Here is a 14,710-nt window from a genome sequence, read left to right as displayed (position 1 = left end):
TAAAGGATGATGAAGATGCAATCGCGTAAAATCTGGTACTACCGTATAACCCTCATCATCCTGTTGTTCGCTATGCTGCTGGCATGGGCACTGCTTCCCGGCGTCCATCAGTTTATCAATCGCAGCGTTGCGGCGTTTGCCGCCGTGGACCAACAGGGTATAGAACGCTTTATTCAGTCTTACGGCGCACTGGCAGCAGTTGTCTCGTTCATGTTGATGATTTTACAGGCCATTGCTGCACCGCTGCCTGCATTTTTGATCACCTTTGCCAATGCCTCGCTGTTCGGTGCGTTCTGGGGTGGCTTGCTGTCGTGGACCAGTTCTATGGCGGGCGCGGCGCTATGCTTTTTTATTGCCAGAGTGATGGGCCGCGAAGTGGTGGAAAAATTAACCGGTAAAACCGTGCTTGACAGTATGGACGGCTTTTTCACTCGCTACGGCAAACACACTATCCTGGTATGCCGGTTATTGCCTTTTGTCCCTTTCGATCCAATCAGCTATGCTGCCGGTTTGACGTCAATACGTTTTCGCTCGTTTTTTATCGCCACCGGGCTTGGTCAATTACCGGCGACTATTGTTTATTCCTGGGCGGGCAGTATGTTAACGGGCGGTACCTTCTGGTTTGTCACCGGACTGTTTATTCTGTTTGCCCTGACCGTGGTGATTTTTATGGCGAAAAAAATATGGCTTGAACGCCAGAAGAGGAATGCCTGATGGGTTTACCACCGCTTAGCAAAATTCCTTTAAGTTTACGTCCGCAGGCGTGGCTGCATCGTCGCCATTACGGCGAGGTGCTAAGTCCAATTCGCTGGTGGGGACGGATCCCGTTTATCTTTTATCTGGTGTCGATGTTTGTCGGTTGGCTGGAGCGTAAACGCTCACCGCTCGATCCGGTAGTGCGATCGCTTGTCAGCGCGCGCATTGCGCAAATGTGCCTGTGTGAGTTTTGCGTGGATATCACCAGTATGAAAGTCGCCGAGCGCACTGGCAGCACCGATAAACTGCTGGCAGTGGCTGACTGGCGGCAAAGCCCGCTCTTTAGCGATGAAGAACGGCTGGCGCTGGAGTACGCCGAAGCCGCAAGCGTAACGCCGCCAACGGTCGATGATGCCCTGCGTACCCGACTGGCTGCGCATTTTGACGCCCAGGCGCTCACCGAACTGACGGCATTGATCGGCCTGCAAAACCTGTCAGCCCGTTTTAATTCTGCCATGGACATTCCCGCTCAGGGGCTGTGCCGTATTCCTGAAAAACGTTCTTAAGGAGAGATGATGCGCCATTGTGGGTGGTTGCTGGGATTGTTATCGCTGTTTTCTCTGGCAACACATGCCAGTGACTGGCAGGAAGTTAAAAATGAGGCCAAAGGGCAAACCGTCTGGTTTAACGCCTGGGGCGGCGATACCGCAATTAACCGCTATCTCGACTGGGTTAGCGGCGAGATGAAAACCCATTATGATATAAACCTGAAGATTGTCCGCCTGGCGGATGCCGCAGACGCGGTGAAGCGCATTCAGACCGAAGCCGCAGCCGGGCGCGAGACAGGCGGTTCGGTGGATCTGCTCTGGGTGAACGGCGAAAACTTCCGCACCTTAAAAGAGGCTAATTTATTACAAACAGGCTGGGCGGAGACTCTGCCCAACTGGCGCTATGTCGACACACAACTGCCGGTACGGGAAGATTTTTCAGTGCCTACAGAAGGCGCAGAATCACCGTGGGGCGGCGCACAACTGACGTTTATCGCCCGCCGCGATGTTACGCCACAGCCACCACAAACACCGCAAGACTTACTGGAATTTGCTAAAGCCAATCCTGGCACGGTTACCTATCCGCGCCCGCCAGACTTTACTGGCACCGCATTTCTTGAACAGTTACTGATTATGCTGACGCCAGATCCCGCAGCATTAAAAGAAGCGCCGAACGATGCGACTTTCGCCCGTATCACTGCGCCCTTGTGGCAATATCTTGATGCGCTGCATCCGTATCTATGGCGCGAAGGAAAGGATTTCCCACCTTCGCCCGCGCGGATGGATGCTCTGCTGAAAGCTGGCACATTGCGCCTGTCGCTGACCTTTAATCCTGCACATGCCCAGCAAAAAATCGCCAGTGGCGATTTGCCGGCAAGCAGTTACAGTTTTGGTTTTAACGAGGGGATGATTGGCAACGTGCATTTTGTCACCGTTCCGGTCAACGCGAATGCCAGTGCTGCGGCGAAGGTGGTTGCCAATTTCCTGCTCTCACCTGATGCACAGCTGCGTAAGGCAGATCCTGCTGTCTGGGGCGATCCATCGGTTCTCGATCCACAAAAACTGCCTGACGGGCAGCGTGAAATATTGCAATCAAGAATGCCGCAGGATCTGCCGCCGGTACTGGCTGAACCGCACGCAGGTTGGGTAAATGCGCTGGAACAAGAATGGCTACACCGTTACGGTACGCATTAATCTTGTTGCTGTGGGCGATGGTGGCGGTGATTTATGCACCGCTGATCCCGGCAGCTCTCACGCTGATATCGCCTGCTTTGTCGTTGGCACACTGGCAGGCGTTATTTGCCGATCCGCAGCTACCGCAGGCCTTACTGGAAACGCTGGTGTCAACAACCATCGCGGCGCTCGGCGCATTGACGATTGCCCTGCTGGTAATTATGGCGCTGTGGCCTGGGCCGAAATGGCAGCGTATGTGCGCCCGTCTGCCGTGGCTGCTCGCCATTCCCCATGTGGCTTTTGCCACCAGCGCCCTGTTGCTGTTTGCTGAAGGTGGCCTGGTTTATCAGGTTTTTCCTTTTCTCACTCCGCCGATGGACAAATTGGGTATTGGGCTGGGCCTTACCCTGGCGGTGAAAGAAAGCGCATTTCTGCTGTGGATCTTAGCGGCAGTATTGAGCGAGAAACGGCTGTTGCAGCAGGTTATTGTACTGGATTCGCTGGGCTACAGCCGCTGGCAATGTCTGAACTGGTTGTTGTTGCCCTCCGTCGCGCCTGCACTGGCAATGGCGATGCTGGCTATTGTGGCATGGTCGTTGTCGGTCGTGGATGTGGCAATTATTCTCGGGCCGGGTAATCCACCGACGCTGGCGGTAATTAGCTGGCAGTGGCTAACCCAGGGTGGCATTGACCAACAGACAAAAGGCGCGCTTGCCAGTCTGCTGCTGATGCTGTTACTTGCCGCCTACGTTTTGCTGGGCTATCTGCTATGGCGTGGCTGGCGGCGTACTATTCCCCGCGTAGATGGCGTTCGTAAGCCTGCCACGCCTTTATTGCCAGGGATTACGCTGGCGATTTTTTTACCCTTAACCGGTGTGCTGTGTGTGGTTCTGCTGGCGATCCTCGCGGATCCGTCGACGATCAATAGTGAAGCGCTCATCAACAGCCTGACAATGGGGCTGGTGGCGACGTTTATCGCTTTGGTCCTGTTGCTGCTGTGGCTGGAATGGGGGGCAAAGCGTCGCCAGTTGTGGCTCTGGTTGCCCATTTTATTACCCGCTCTGCCGCTGGTGGCGGGCCAGTACATGCTGGCGCTATGGCTGAACATAGATGGGAGCTGGACAGCGGTGGTCTGGGGGCATCTGCTGTGGGTAATGCCGTGGATGCTGTTTATCCTGCAACCCGCCTGGCAGCGCATTGATTCACGGTTAATTTTGATTGCGCAAACACTGGGCTGGTCGCGGGCCAAAATCTTCTTTTACGTGAAATGCCCACTCATGTTGCGCCCTGCGCTGATTGCCTTCGCGGTGGGATTTTCAGTCAGTATTGCGCAGTATATGCCGACGCTGTGGCTGGGCGCGGGGCGTTTTCCGACGCTCACCACTGAAGCGGTGGCATTAAGCAGCGGCGGCAGCAACGGCATTCTCGCCGCCCAGGCTTTATGGCAACTACTGTTGCCGCTTATTATTTTTGCCCTGACCGCGTTAGTCGCAAAATGGGTAGGTTATGTCAGACAAGGACTCCGCTAATGCTCTGCGTGAAAAATGTTTCGCTACGTTTACCAGAAAGCCGCTTGCTGACAAACGTTAACTTTACGGTGGATAAAGGTGACATTGTCACGTTAATGGGGCCGTCTGGCTGTGGAAAATCTACACTGTTTTCATGGATGATTGGTGCGCTGGCCGGACAGTTTTCTTGTGCAGGTGAGCTATGGCTCAATGAGCAACGGATTGACATGCTACCCACCGCACAGCGTCAGATTGGCATTCTTTTCCAGGATGCACTGTTATTTGACCAGTTCAGCGTCGGGCAAAATTTACTGCTGGCGCTACCGGCGACACTTAAGGGGAATGCCCGACATAATGCCGTGAATGATGCACTTGAGCGTTCAGGCCTTGACGGAGCTTTCCATCAGGATCCTGCCACTTTGTCTGGTGGTCAGCGAGCGCGCGTTGCTCTGCTACGCGCCCTTCTCGCCCAGCCAAAAGCGTTACTCCTGGATGAGCCGTTCAGCCGTCTTGATGTGGCTCTGCGCGATAATTTTCGCCAGTGGGTGTTCAGCGAAGTTCGCGAACTGGCGATCCCCGTCGTTCAGGTAACGCACGATCTCCAGGATGTTCCTGCTGATAGTTCTGTTCTGGATATGGCGCAGTGGTCAGAAAATTACAACAAACTGCGATAACGCAAAGTTTTTCCCAATGTGTCAGTTCAGAATGGCGCACTCAAAACTACAATGTCGGGATTTTCGATGAAACGTGTTTCTCAAATGACCGCGCTGGCAATGGCTTTAGGGCTGGCTTGCGCTTCTTCGTGGGCCGCTGAACTGGCGAAGCCTCTTACTCTTGACCAGCTTCAACAACAAAATGGCAAAGCGATAGATACTCGCCCCAGCGCGTTTTATAACGGCTGGCCACAAACCTTAAATGGCCCTTCCGGTCATGAACCTGCCGCCTTAAACCTTTCTGCTAGCTGGCTCGACAAAATGAGCACCGAACAGCTCAACGAGTGGATCAAGCTACATAACCTGAAAACCGATGCTCCGGTGGCGCTGTACGGTAATGACAAAGATGTCAACGCCGTCAAAACGCGTCTGCAAAAAGCAGGCTTTACGCATATCTCCATTTTGAGTGACGCGCTAAGCGAACCTTCCCGTCTGCAAAAACTTCCGCACTTTGAGCAGCTGGTTTATCCACAATGGCTGCATGACCTGCAACAAGGAAAAGACGTTACAGCGAAACCTGCCGGTGACTGGAAAATCATTGAAGCAGCCTGGGGCGCACCGAAACTTTATCTTATTAGCCATATTCCTGGCGCGGATTACATCGATACCAACGAAGTGGAAAGCGAACCGCTGTGGAATAAAGTCTCTGATGAACAACTGAAAGCGATGCTGGCAAAGCATGGCATTCGTCATGACACCACGGTGATTCTATATGGTCGTGATGTATACGCAGCAGCGCGTGTAGCACAGATTATGCTCTATGCAGGGGTGAAAGATATGCGCCTGCTGGACGGCGGCTGGCAAACCTGGTCCGACGCGGGACTGCCTGTTGAGCGCGGAACGCCACCGAAAGTGAAAGCTGAACCGGATTTCGGCGTGAAGATCCCGGCGCAACCGCAGTTGATGCTTGATATGGAACAGGCCCGTAGGCTGCTGCATCGCCAGGATGCATCGCTGGTGAGCATTCGTTCGTGGCCAGAATTTATCGGTACGACCAGTGGTTACAGCTATATTAAGCCAAAAGGTGAAATAGCCGGAGCCCGTTGGGGACACGCTGGTAGCGACTCGACGCATATGGAGGATTTCCATAACCCGGATGGCACCATGCGTAGCGCCGATGATATTGCCGCTATGTGGAAAGCATGGAATATCAAACCAGATCAGCAAGTTTCATTCTACTGCGGCACCGGCTGGCGCGCGTCCGAAACCTTTATGTACGCACGAGCAATGGGCTGGAATAACGTCTCCGTATATGATGGCGGCTGGTATGAATGGAGCAGCGATCCGAAAAATCCCGTAGCAACCGGTGAGCGCGGCCCGGACAGCAGCAAATAACATTGCAATTACTGGCGCTGGAGCGACTTCAGCGTCAGATACCCACTCCACACCCGCGTAAAGGTCGTCATCCAGCACAACGCACCAAATACCCACGCAAACCACGGAAAATAAGCTGGCAAGAGGCAACTCAGAACAAACAGCAAAATCGTCTCGCTGCCTTCGGTTAACCCGCCCAGATAATAAAACGATTTATGCGCATAACCGGGATTATCAATCTGATGTTTCGCCGCCAGCGCAGCAAAAGCGAGAAAACTGCTGCCCGTGCCGATAAACGCAAACAGCAGCCAGCCGCCTGCCAGCGCGTTTTGCTCCGGTGCGGCGAGGATAAACCCAAAAGGCACCAGTGCGTAAAAAAGAAAATCGAGAGAAATATCGAGAAAGCCACCCGCGTCGGTAAGTCCTCTTCGCCGCGCCAACGCGCCGTCCAGACCATCAAGCAGCCTGTTCAACAAAATGACGATTAGCGCCGCCAGATACCAGCCCAGCGCCAGAAACGGCAGTGCCAGCACGCCGATGGCAAATCCCACTAATGTTAAACCATCTGGCGTAATGCCGGGTTTATCCAGCACCTTCACACACTGATGCAACAAAGGTTTAATTCGGGGATGAAGATGGCGGTCTAACACAGGCACTCCTTAAATATAAAGCCTTTCTGATTGAGCAACAGTGCGGATATTATGGCATTTTTCGCTTATCTGCCCGTGTGTAATTTATGAATATGATTGAAGTTGTTGCCGCCATCATCGAACGTGATGGCAAAATTTTACTCGCTCAACGCCCCGCCCATAGCGATCAGGCGGGATTATGGGAGTTTGCCGGTGGTAAAGTCGAGCCGGATGAAAGCCAGCGGCAGGCGCTGGTGCGTGAGTTACGCGAAGAATTGGGCATCGAAGCAACTGTGGGTGAGTATGTTGCCAGCCATCAGCGAGAAGTGTCGGGGCGGATTATCCATCTTCATGCCTGGCACGTACCCCACTTCCACGGGACGTTACAGGCACATGAACATCAGGCGCTGGTCTGGTGCTCACCTGAAGAGGCTCTGCAATATCCGCTGGCCCCTGCTGACATTCCACTATTAAAGGCGTTTATGGCTTTACGCGCCGCCAGACCAGCGGATTAGTGCTAAGAGTTTTGTCATCCCGCTGGCATTGCAGCAGTATTCCTTCGGCTTTAATTACCGCCCCTTCAGAATAGTTTTGATCCTGATAGACGCAGCACTGATTACAGGGCTGCGCTGACTGCCCGCCTGAACTGAACACTTCTGGCGGTACGTTCACCTCCACGTCCGGACGATAATGCGGGTTAGCCAGTGCAATGAATGGAAATGCCAATGCTACGGCGAACAATGCTCGACTCACAGGGAACTCCTTAACGTTTTGTCTCTGTTACTGATAACGGTAGCCTGGCGGCAAAACTTTAGCGTCTGAGTTATCGCTTTTGGTTATGAGATTTCTCCCGTTATTAATTTGCTTTCGTGAGTCATTTTTTTCTTGCTTACCGTCACATTCTTGATGGTATAGTCGAAAACTGCAAAAGCACATGACATAAACAACATAAGCATAATCGTATTAATATATAAGGGTTTTATATCTATGGATCAGACATATTCTCTGGAGTCATTCCTCAACCATGTCCAAAAGCGCGACCCGAATCAAACCGAGTTCGCGCAAGCCGTTCGTGAAGTAATGACCACACTCTGGCCTTTTCTTGAACAAAATCCAAAATATCGCCAAATGTCATTACTGGAGCGCTTGGTTGAGCCGGAGCGCGTGATCCAGTTTCGCGTGGTATGGGTTGACGATCGCAACCAGGTGCAGGTCAACCGTGCATGGCGCGTGCAGTTCAGCTCCGCCATCGGCCCGTACAAAGGCGGTATGCGTTTCCATCCGTCAGTTAACCTCTCCATTCTCAAATTTCTCGGCTTCGAGCAAACCTTCAAAAATGCCCTGACAACTCTGCCGATGGGCGGTGGTAAAGGCGGCAGCGATTTTGACCCGAAAGGGAAAAGCGAAGGCGAAGTGATGCGGTTCTGCCAGGCGCTAATGACTGAACTGTATCGCCACCTGGGCGCAGATACCGACGTTCCGGCGGGCGATATCGGCGTTGGTGGTCGTGAAGTCGGCTTTATGGCGGGGATGATGAAAAAGCTCTCCAACAATACCGCCTGCGTCTTCACCGGTAAGGGGCTTTCTTTTGGCGGCAGTCTTATTCGCCCGGAAGCAACCGGCTACGGTCTGGTTTATTTCACAGAAGCAATGCTAAAACGCCACGGTATGGGTTTTGAAGGGATGCGCGTTTCCGTTTCTGGCTCCGGCAACGTCGCTCAGTACGCTATCGAAAAAGCGATGGAATTTGGTGCTCGTGTGATCACTGCGTCAGACTCCAGTGGCACTGTCGTTGATGAAAGCGGATTCACGAAAGAGAAACTGGCGCGTCTTATCGAAATCAAAGCCAGCCGCGATGGTCGTGTGGCAGATTACGCCAAAGAATTTGGTCTGGTCTATCTCGAAGGCCAACAGCCGTGGTCTGTACCAGTTGATATCGCCCTGCCTTGCGCCACCCAGAACGAACTGGATGTAGACGCCGCGCATCAGCTTATCGCCAATGGCGTTAAAGCCGTCGCCGAAGGGGCAAATATGCCGACCACCATCGAAGCGACTGAACTGTTCCAGCAGGCAGGCGTACTGTTTGCACCGGGTAAAGCGGCTAATGCTGGTGGCGTAGCTACATCCGGCCTGGAAATGGCGCAAAACGCTGCGCGCCTGGGCTGGAAAGCCGAGAAAGTTGACGCACGTTTGCATCACATCATGCTGGATATCCACCATGCCTGTGTTGAGCATGGTGGTGAAGGTGAGCAAACCAACTACGTGCAGGGCGCGAACATTGCCGGTTTTGTGAAGGTTGCCGATGCGATGCTGGCGCAGGGTGTGATTTAAGTCATTAGCGCCGTTTCAGGCGTTTATGCCAGATGCGGCGTGAACGCCTTATCTGGCCTACGAAAACTGACTGCATCAGAGCATTACATTATCACTCCACTGCCCGCCTCTGCTGCTGGCGGGCTTTTTTTCGCTGCTCGCTTACGTGATGAAGTCTTTTTATTTCCTTCTCCGCCATCTGGAGCCACTATGCCGCGAAACTGCCGCACCGGTGTACGTTTGGCTTGATCAATTAGCTGATACAGCGTCCCCACCAGCGGTTGCATAAAGTCCTGGTAGCGGCACTGCTTTTCGCTGATTTGCGTCAGCACCGATTCCCAGTGCGCGGTCATGTCCGGTCGCGTAGCCATTTCTGGCAGTGAATGGAATAACGCTTTTCCGGCGTCGGTGGAGTGGATATAGCGCCCTTTTTTGGTCAGAAAGCCACGCTTGAACAGCAGTTCAATAATCCCGGCACGGGTTGCTTCTGTCCCCAGACCATCGGTGGCACGAAGGATCTTTTTCAGATCTTTGTCCTGCACAAAGCGCGCGATCCCGGTCATCGCCGAAAGCAGTGTTGCATCGGTAAAATGGCGCGGCGGCTGGGTTTGCCGCTCTACCACTTCACCTTTTTCACACAGCAACTCATCGCCTTTCGCCACCACAGGCAGTGGCGTGCCGTCGTTTTCTTCATCGCGCTCTTTGCTGCCTAACAGTGTGCGCCAGCCTGTTTCAGCAAGAAAACGGGCTTTAGCGACAAATTTGCCTTTGGCTATTTCCAGTTCGATAACACACTTGCGGAACACCGCGTCCGGACAGAACTGCATCAAATACTGACGAGCAATCAGGTTATAGACCTTCGCCTCGTTTTCCGTCAGGTTGATGGCAGAACTCCTCGCGGTCGGGATGATGGCGTGGTGCGCATCGACCTTTTTGTCATCCCAACAGCGGTTGCGTATATCTGGATCTACCACTGGTTGCGGCAACAGATCCGGCGCATGGACGCCGATAGCATTCATCACCGCGTGGCGTCCGGCAAAATGCTCTTCTGGCAGATAGCGACAATCGGAACGCGGATAAGTGATTAGCTTGTGCGTTTCGTACAACTTCTGGCAGATATCAAGCACGTTCTGCGCACTCAGACCAAAGCGTTTAGCCGCTTCAATCTGCAACGCCGAAAGCGAAAACGGCAGCGGTGCGGATTCTGATTCCCGTTTATCGTTATAGCTGGTGACAATAGCCGGTTGGCCGCTGATGCGGTTGACCACATGCTCCGCCAGCGGACGATGTAACAAGCGCCCTTCTTCATCCTGGTACGGTTCACACGCTTCGCTCGGTTGCCAGATAGCGGTAAACCGCTCATCGGCAGGTGTCACGATATGCGCTTTGACTTCAAAGAAGTCTTTCGCCACGAAGTTTTCAATTTCTTCATCGCGGCGCACCACCAGCCCGAGCACGGGCGTCTGCACGCGGCCCACGGAAAGCACGCCCTGATAACCCGCATTACGACCGAGAATGGTGTACGCGCGGGTCATATTGATGCCGTATAACCAGTCGGCTCGTGCTCGCGCCAGCGCAGAAACGCACAGTGGTACAAACTCGCTATTGGAGCGAAGACGATCGATCGCCCGCTCAACCGCCTGCGGGTTCAGGTCGTTTATCAAACAACGCTGTACCTGCTGGCGCTTTTCTGGTGCCAGTTGCAGGTAGTCCAGCACTTCATCTACCAGCAATTGCCCTTCACGGTCCGGGTCACCGGCGTGAACGATTTCGCTGGCTTCATGCAGAAAGCGTTTGATGACGTTAAGTTGTTTGGTCACGGAGGGTCGTGGCTGTAATTGCCACTTTTCCGGGACAATGGGGAGATCGGCCAGGTTCCAGCGCGCATAGCGACTGTCGTAGGCGTCTGGCTGCGCCTGCTCAAGCAGGTGACCGATACACCAGGTCACCACCTGGCCATTACCGCACTCGATAAAGCCATCGCCTTTCCGGTGCGGTTTGGGCAGGACATCAGCAATGGCGCGCGCCAGACTCGGTTTTTCGGCAATAAACAACCGCATTGAATTAACGGATCTCAACCATGGCACGACCGCCGCGCGCTGGCACCAGTTCGCCAATCGCCGTCAGTTCAATGCCAAACTCGGCGGCTGTAGCTTTGACCTCATTTTCTGCTTCCGGCATGACCGCCAGCAGCAGACCGCCAGAAGTTTGCGGATCGCACAGCAGATCGCGCACTTCACGCGGCATTTCACCCATCAGATGCCCATAGCTGGCAAAGTTACGTTCGGTGCCGCCAGGCACTGCGCCCAACTTAATGTACTCTTCAACCCCCGGCAGTTTCGGGATCGCGTCATAGTCGACTCGCGCCTGCACACCAGCACCCTGACACATTTCGCTCAAATGCCCCAGCAGACCAAAACCAGTCACGTCAGTCATCGCTTTTACGCCTTCGATGTTGGCAAAGGACGCGCCTGCAATATTCATCCGGCACATCACTTCCGTCGCTAGTCCCTGATGTTCTGGTTTCAGCAGTGATTTTTTCTCAGCCGTAGTAAGAACGCCAATTCCCAGCGGTTTCGTCAGGAACAGTTTGCATCCGGCTTGTGCAGTACTGTTTTTCTTCACCCGCTCGGTCGGTACGATCCCCGTTACCGCCAGACCAAAAATCGGCTCCGGCGCATCGATGGAGTGACCGCCAGCCAGCGCAATACCCGCCTGACGGCATGCATAGCGTCCACCTTCGGTTACTTCGCGGGCAATTTCAGGGGAAAGTTTGTTAATAGGCCAGCCGAGGATCGCAATCGCCATAATCGGTTTGCCACCCATCGCGAAGATATCGCTGATGGCGTTAGTCGCCGCAATGCGGCCAAAATCGAAAGGTTTATCAACGATCGGCATAAAGAAGTCGGTGGTACTGATAACGCTGGTGCCATTGCCCAGATCGTACACCGCCGCATCGTCGCGGGTTTCATTACCCACAAGCAAATTCGGATCAACAAACTTCGCCTGCTCACTGTGCAGGATGGTTTCCAACACTTTTGGGGAAATTTTACAGCCGCAACCTGCACCGTGGCTGTATTGGGTCAAACGAATCGAGTTCTCGCTCATGGACATCTCCTGTCAATGCAATCCGGGTATGGTAACCCTCATTCCATGAAGTGATAAGTGAGAGTGTCTGAATTCCTGCGCCTTTGCTCACAATCCAGACAGTTTCGCGACAATTATCAGAAATAAGTCACAAACGGCGTCGGGTCCGGAACGTTTATCGATGTAGATGCTTTCAACTGCGGCGTACCAAGGTAGAGAAAACCGACAATTTTATCCTGCTCACGGCAACCGAATGCTTCACGCACTACCGGACTTTCAGTTAATGCGCCACTGCGCCAGATGCCGCCAAACCCCTGGGCAACTGCTGCCATTTGCATCGCCATGACCGCACATCCCGCAGACATTTCCTGTTCCCAGCGCGGGACTTTATGATTTTCTTCGCATTTTGCCACCACCGTTATGATGAGCGGTGCGCGGAACGGCGCATTACGCGCTTTGTCGATAGCTTTGTCATCACTACCGGCAGCAATCGCCCCCTGTTCCAATAATGCGCTGAAACGCTCGCGTCCTTCCCCTTCAATCACAAAAAAATGCCACGGTTGCATGGACTTATGGTCCGGGGCACGCATACCCGCTCGCAGTATGTTTTGCAGTTGTTCACCCGTTGGCGCAGGTTCAGCCAGGCGGGAGGCGCTACGGCGATTGATCAATAGTTCGAGTGCATCCATTTGATTAACTCCTGTCATGATATTTATTCACAAAATTAACACGAGAGTGGATTTTGTTACAGCACAGTCCGCAATTCCTGCTGACAAGTGCCGGTTGGGTCATTACGATAACCACATCTATTGCGCCTGTGACAGGTGTGACCTTAAGTTGGGAGAATACATGCGAACCCTTTGGCGATTTATTGCCGGATTTTTTAAATGGACGTGGCGTCTGCTGAATTTCGTCCGTGAAATGGTACTTAACCTGTTCTTTATTTTTCTCGTACTGGTTGGTGTGGGGATCTGGATGCAGGTCAGTGGTGGTGATTCGAAAGAAACGGCCAGTCGTGGCGCGCTGCTGCTGGACATATCTGGTGTAATCGTCGATAAACCCGACAGTTCTCAGCGGTTTAGTAAGCTAAGCCGCCAGCTCCTTGGTGCCAGTTCCGATCGTCTGCAGGAAAACTCACTGTTTGATATCGTCAACACCATTCGCCAGGCGAAGGACGACCGCAATATCACCGGTATCGTGATGGATCTGAAAAACTTCGCAGGCGGCGACCAGCCGTCTATGCAGTACATCGGCAAAGCCCTGAAAGAGTTTCGTGACAGCGGGAAGCCAGTTTATGCCATAGGCGAGAACTACAGCCAGGGGCAATATTATCTCGCCAGTTTCGCCAACAAAATTTGGCTATCTCCACAAGGCGTGGTGGATCTGCACGGTTTTGCTACCAACGGTCTGTACTACAAATCGTTACTGGATAAGCTGAAAGTCTCCACCCATGTGTTCCGCGTGGGTACGTATAAATCTGCCGTTGAACCGTTTATTCGTGATGATATGTCACCGGCAGCCCGCGAAGCTGACAGCCGCTGGATCGGTGAGCTGTGGCAAAACTATCTGAATACTGTTGCCGCTAACCGGCAGATCCCTGCTCAGCAGGTATTCCCTGGTGCGCAAGGGTTGCTTGAGGGTTTAACCAAAACAGGTGGCGATACCGCGAAATATGCGCTGGAAAACAAGCTGGTCGATGCACTGGCATCAAGTGCCGAAATCGAAAAAGCTCTGACCAAAGAGTTCGGCTGGAGTAAGACTGATAAAAATTATCGCGCCATCAGTTATTACGATTACGCATTGAAAACGCCGGCAGATACCGGTGACAGCATCGGTGTCGTCTTCGCGAATGGCGCAATTATGGATGGCGAGGAAACTCAGGGGAATGTTGGCGGTGATACCACTGCGGCACAAATCCGCGACGCTCGCCTTGACCCGAAAGTGAAAGCGATTGTTCTGCGTGTTAATAGCCCTGGCGGCAGCGTTACCGCCTCTGAAGTGATTCGCGCTGAACTGGCAGCCGCCAGGGCAGCGGGTAAGCCTGTGGTTGTATCGATGGGCGGCATGGCGGCATCTGGTGGTTACTGGATTTCCACGCCAGCTAATTACATTGTGGCTAACCCCAGCACCCTGACCGGTTCTATCGGTATCTTCGGCGTGATCACTACCGTAGAAAATAGTTTGGATTCGATTGGTGTTCATACCGATGGCGTCTCAACTTCACCGCTGGCGGATGTTTCTATCACCAAGGCACTGCCGCCGGAAGCGCAGCAGATGATGCAGTTAAGCATTGAGAATGGCTATAAACGCTTTATCACGCTGGTTGCTGATGCGCGTCATTCGACGCCGGAGCAGATTGATAAAATCGCCCAGGGCCACGTCTGGACCGGTCAGGATGCAAAAGCTAACGGGCTGGTCGATAGTCTCGGGGATTTCGATGATGCGGTTGCCAAAGCAGCAGAGCTGGCAAAAGTGAAACAGTGGCATCTGGAATACTACGTTGATGAACCGACCTTCTTCGACAAAGTGATGGACAATATGTCTGGTTCTGTCCGGGCAATGTTGCCAGATGCGTTCCAGGCCATGTTACCTGCACCGCTGGCCTCGGTAGCCTCTACCGTTAAAAGTGAAAGCGACAAGCTGGCAGCGTTTAACGACCCACAAAACCGTTATGCGTTTTGCCTGACCTGTGCCAACGTGCGTTAAATCCTGCAAAAATGTGGCCGATATGC

14 protein-coding genes are annotated in these 14,710 nt (G+C 53.3%); 9 read left to right on the top strand and 5 right to left on the bottom strand.

The window, feature by feature from the left end; all coding sequences use genetic code 11:
• The first annotated feature begins 6 nt into the window (after nt 1–6).
• From HEN33_RS01690 to ynjE, 6 genes are all read left to right on the top strand, one after another.
• Nucleotides 7–714: a TVP38/TMEM64 family protein gene (locus HEN33_RS01690; RefSeq protein WP_000977148.1), complete on the top strand. Its 708-nt coding sequence runs from the start codon at nt 7–9 to the stop codon at nt 712–714.
• Entirely contained in the window at nt 714–1,262 is a 549-nt protein-coding gene (locus HEN33_RS01685; RefSeq protein WP_000524105.1) for a carboxymuconolactone decarboxylase family protein, read from the top strand. The genes HEN33_RS01690 and HEN33_RS01685 overlap by 1 nt, the downstream gene beginning before the upstream one ends.
• A gap of 9 nt (nt 1,263–1,271) precedes the next feature.
• Nucleotides 1,272–2,438, top strand: a complete 1,167-nt coding sequence (locus HEN33_RS01680) for an ABC transporter substrate-binding protein (protein WP_176263764.1) — start codon at nt 1,272–1,274, stop codon at nt 2,436–2,438.
• Nucleotides 2,411–3,946 (top strand): ABC transporter permease subunit, encoded by a 1,536-nt coding sequence (locus HEN33_RS01675; protein ID WP_176263751.1) that lies wholly within the window; start codon nt 2,411–2,413, stop codon nt 3,944–3,946. Before HEN33_RS01680 ends, HEN33_RS01675 begins: the two co-directional genes overlap by 28 nt.
• Nucleotides 3,946–4,599, top strand: a complete 654-nt coding sequence (locus HEN33_RS01670; RefSeq protein WP_176263752.1) for an ATP-binding cassette domain-containing protein — start codon at nt 3,946–3,948, stop codon at nt 4,597–4,599. The genes HEN33_RS01675 and HEN33_RS01670 overlap by 1 nt, the downstream gene beginning before the upstream one ends.
• A gap of 66 nt (nt 4,600–4,665) precedes the next feature.
• Nucleotides 4,666–5,973: a thiosulfate sulfurtransferase YnjE gene (gene ynjE, locus HEN33_RS01665; protein WP_176263753.1), complete on the top strand. Its 1,308-nt coding sequence runs from the start codon at nt 4,666–4,668 to the stop codon at nt 5,971–5,973.
• 8 nt (nt 5,974–5,981) lie between these two features.
• Here ynjE and HEN33_RS01660 read toward each other — a convergent pair whose 3' ends face one another.
• A complete protein-coding gene (locus HEN33_RS01660; RefSeq protein ID WP_001353164.1) occupies nt 5,982–6,602 on the bottom strand; it encodes a CDP-alcohol phosphatidyltransferase family protein in 621 nt (206 codons plus the stop codon).
• An 86-nt stretch (nt 6,603–6,688) separates the two neighbouring features.
• On the opposite strand from HEN33_RS01660, the gene nudG reads away from it, so the two are divergent.
• Complete coding sequence (gene nudG / locus HEN33_RS01655; protein ID WP_105271085.1) at nt 6,689–7,096, top strand: CTP pyrophosphohydrolase; 408 nt, start codon at nt 6,689–6,691, stop codon at nt 7,094–7,096.
• Here nudG and HEN33_RS01650 read toward each other — a convergent pair.
• Complete coding sequence (locus HEN33_RS01650) at nt 7,062–7,334, bottom strand: YnjH family protein (protein ID WP_105271084.1); 273 nt, start codon at nt 7,332–7,334, stop codon at nt 7,062–7,064. The genes nudG and HEN33_RS01650 overlap by 35 nt on opposite strands.
• A 234-nt stretch (nt 7,335–7,568) precedes the next feature.
• Between HEN33_RS01650 and gdhA the strand changes: the two genes are divergently transcribed.
• Nucleotides 7,569–8,912, top strand: a complete 1,344-nt coding sequence (gene gdhA / locus HEN33_RS01645; protein WP_000373043.1) for an NADP-specific glutamate dehydrogenase — start codon at nt 7,569–7,571, stop codon at nt 8,910–8,912.
• A gap of 83 nt (nt 8,913–8,995) precedes the next feature.
• Here the strand turns inward: gdhA and topB are convergent, their stop codons facing one another.
• The 3 genes from topB to HEN33_RS01630 all read right to left on the bottom strand — a co-directional run bounded on the left by topB (nt 8,996) and on the right by HEN33_RS01630 (nt 12,667).
• The gene (gene topB / locus HEN33_RS01640; protein ID WP_105271083.1) at nt 8,996–10,951 is read right to left on the bottom strand and encodes a DNA topoisomerase III; all 1,956 of its coding nucleotides are present in this window, start codon (nt 10,949–10,951) and stop codon (nt 8,996–8,998) included.
• Nucleotides 10,952–10,955: 4 nt separating this feature from the next.
• A complete protein-coding gene (gene selD / locus HEN33_RS01635) occupies nt 10,956–11,999 on the bottom strand; it encodes a selenide, water dikinase SelD (protein ID WP_105271082.1) in 1,044 nt (347 codons plus the stop codon).
• 116 nt (nt 12,000–12,115) lie between these two features.
• Nucleotides 12,116–12,667 (bottom strand): NAD(P)H nitroreductase, encoded by a 552-nt coding sequence (locus HEN33_RS01630; RefSeq protein WP_000339269.1) that lies wholly within the window; start codon nt 12,665–12,667, stop codon nt 12,116–12,118.
• A gap of 160 nt (nt 12,668–12,827) precedes the next feature.
• On the opposite strand from HEN33_RS01630, the gene sppA reads away from it, so the two are divergent.
• A complete protein-coding gene (sppA, locus tag HEN33_RS01625; protein ID WP_088541829.1) occupies nt 12,828–14,684 on the top strand; it encodes a signal peptide peptidase SppA in 1,857 nt (618 codons plus the stop codon).
• Nucleotides 14,685–14,710: the final 26 nt, after the last annotated feature.

The sequence above is a fragment of the Escherichia sp. 94.0001 genome, from assembly GCF_013369155.2.
Taxonomy (GTDB): Bacteria; Pseudomonadota; Gammaproteobacteria; order Enterobacterales; family Enterobacteriaceae; genus Escherichia; species Escherichia coli_F.
The sequence above is the reverse complement of the archived record's forward strand: the minus strand, read 5'-3'. Positions and strand labels throughout refer to the sequence as shown.

Bases quoted from the DNA above. Each gene is read 5' to 3' on its own strand.
- HEN33_RS01690 (WP_000977148.1), top strand. From the start codon at position 7: ATGATGAAGATGCAATCGCGTAAAATCTGGTACTACCGTATAACCCTC.
- HEN33_RS01685 (WP_000524105.1), top strand. From the start codon at position 714: ATGGGTTTACCACCGCTTAGCAAAATTCCTTTAAGTTTACGTCCGCAG.
- HEN33_RS01680 (WP_176263764.1), top strand. From the start codon at position 1,272: ATGCGCCATTGTGGGTGGTTGCTGGGATTGTTATCGCTGTTTTCTCTG.
- HEN33_RS01675 (WP_176263751.1), top strand. From the start codon at position 2,411: ATGGCTACACCGTTACGGTACGCATTAATCTTGTTGCTGTGGGCGATG.
- HEN33_RS01670 (WP_176263752.1), top strand. From the start codon at position 3,946: ATGCTCTGCGTGAAAAATGTTTCGCTACGTTTACCAGAAAGCCGCTTG.
- ynjE (WP_176263753.1), top strand. From the start codon at position 4,666: ATGAAACGTGTTTCTCAAATGACCGCGCTGGCAATGGCTTTAGGGCTG.
- nudG (WP_105271085.1), top strand. From the start codon at position 6,689: ATGAATATGATTGAAGTTGTTGCCGCCATCATCGAACGTGATGGCAAA.
- gdhA (WP_000373043.1), top strand. From the start codon at position 7,569: ATGGATCAGACATATTCTCTGGAGTCATTCCTCAACCATGTCCAAAAG.
- topB (WP_105271083.1), bottom strand. From the start codon at position 10,951: ATGCGGTTGTTTATTGCCGAAAAACCGAGTCTGGCGCGCGCCATTGCT.
- selD (WP_105271082.1), bottom strand. From the start codon at position 11,999: ATGAGCGAGAACTCGATTCGTTTGACCCAATACAGCCACGGTGCAGGT.
- HEN33_RS01630 (WP_000339269.1), bottom strand. From the start codon at position 12,667: ATGGATGCACTCGAACTATTGATCAATCGCCGTAGCGCCTCCCGCCTG.
- sppA (WP_088541829.1), top strand. From the start codon at position 12,828: ATGCGAACCCTTTGGCGATTTATTGCCGGATTTTTTAAATGGACGTGG.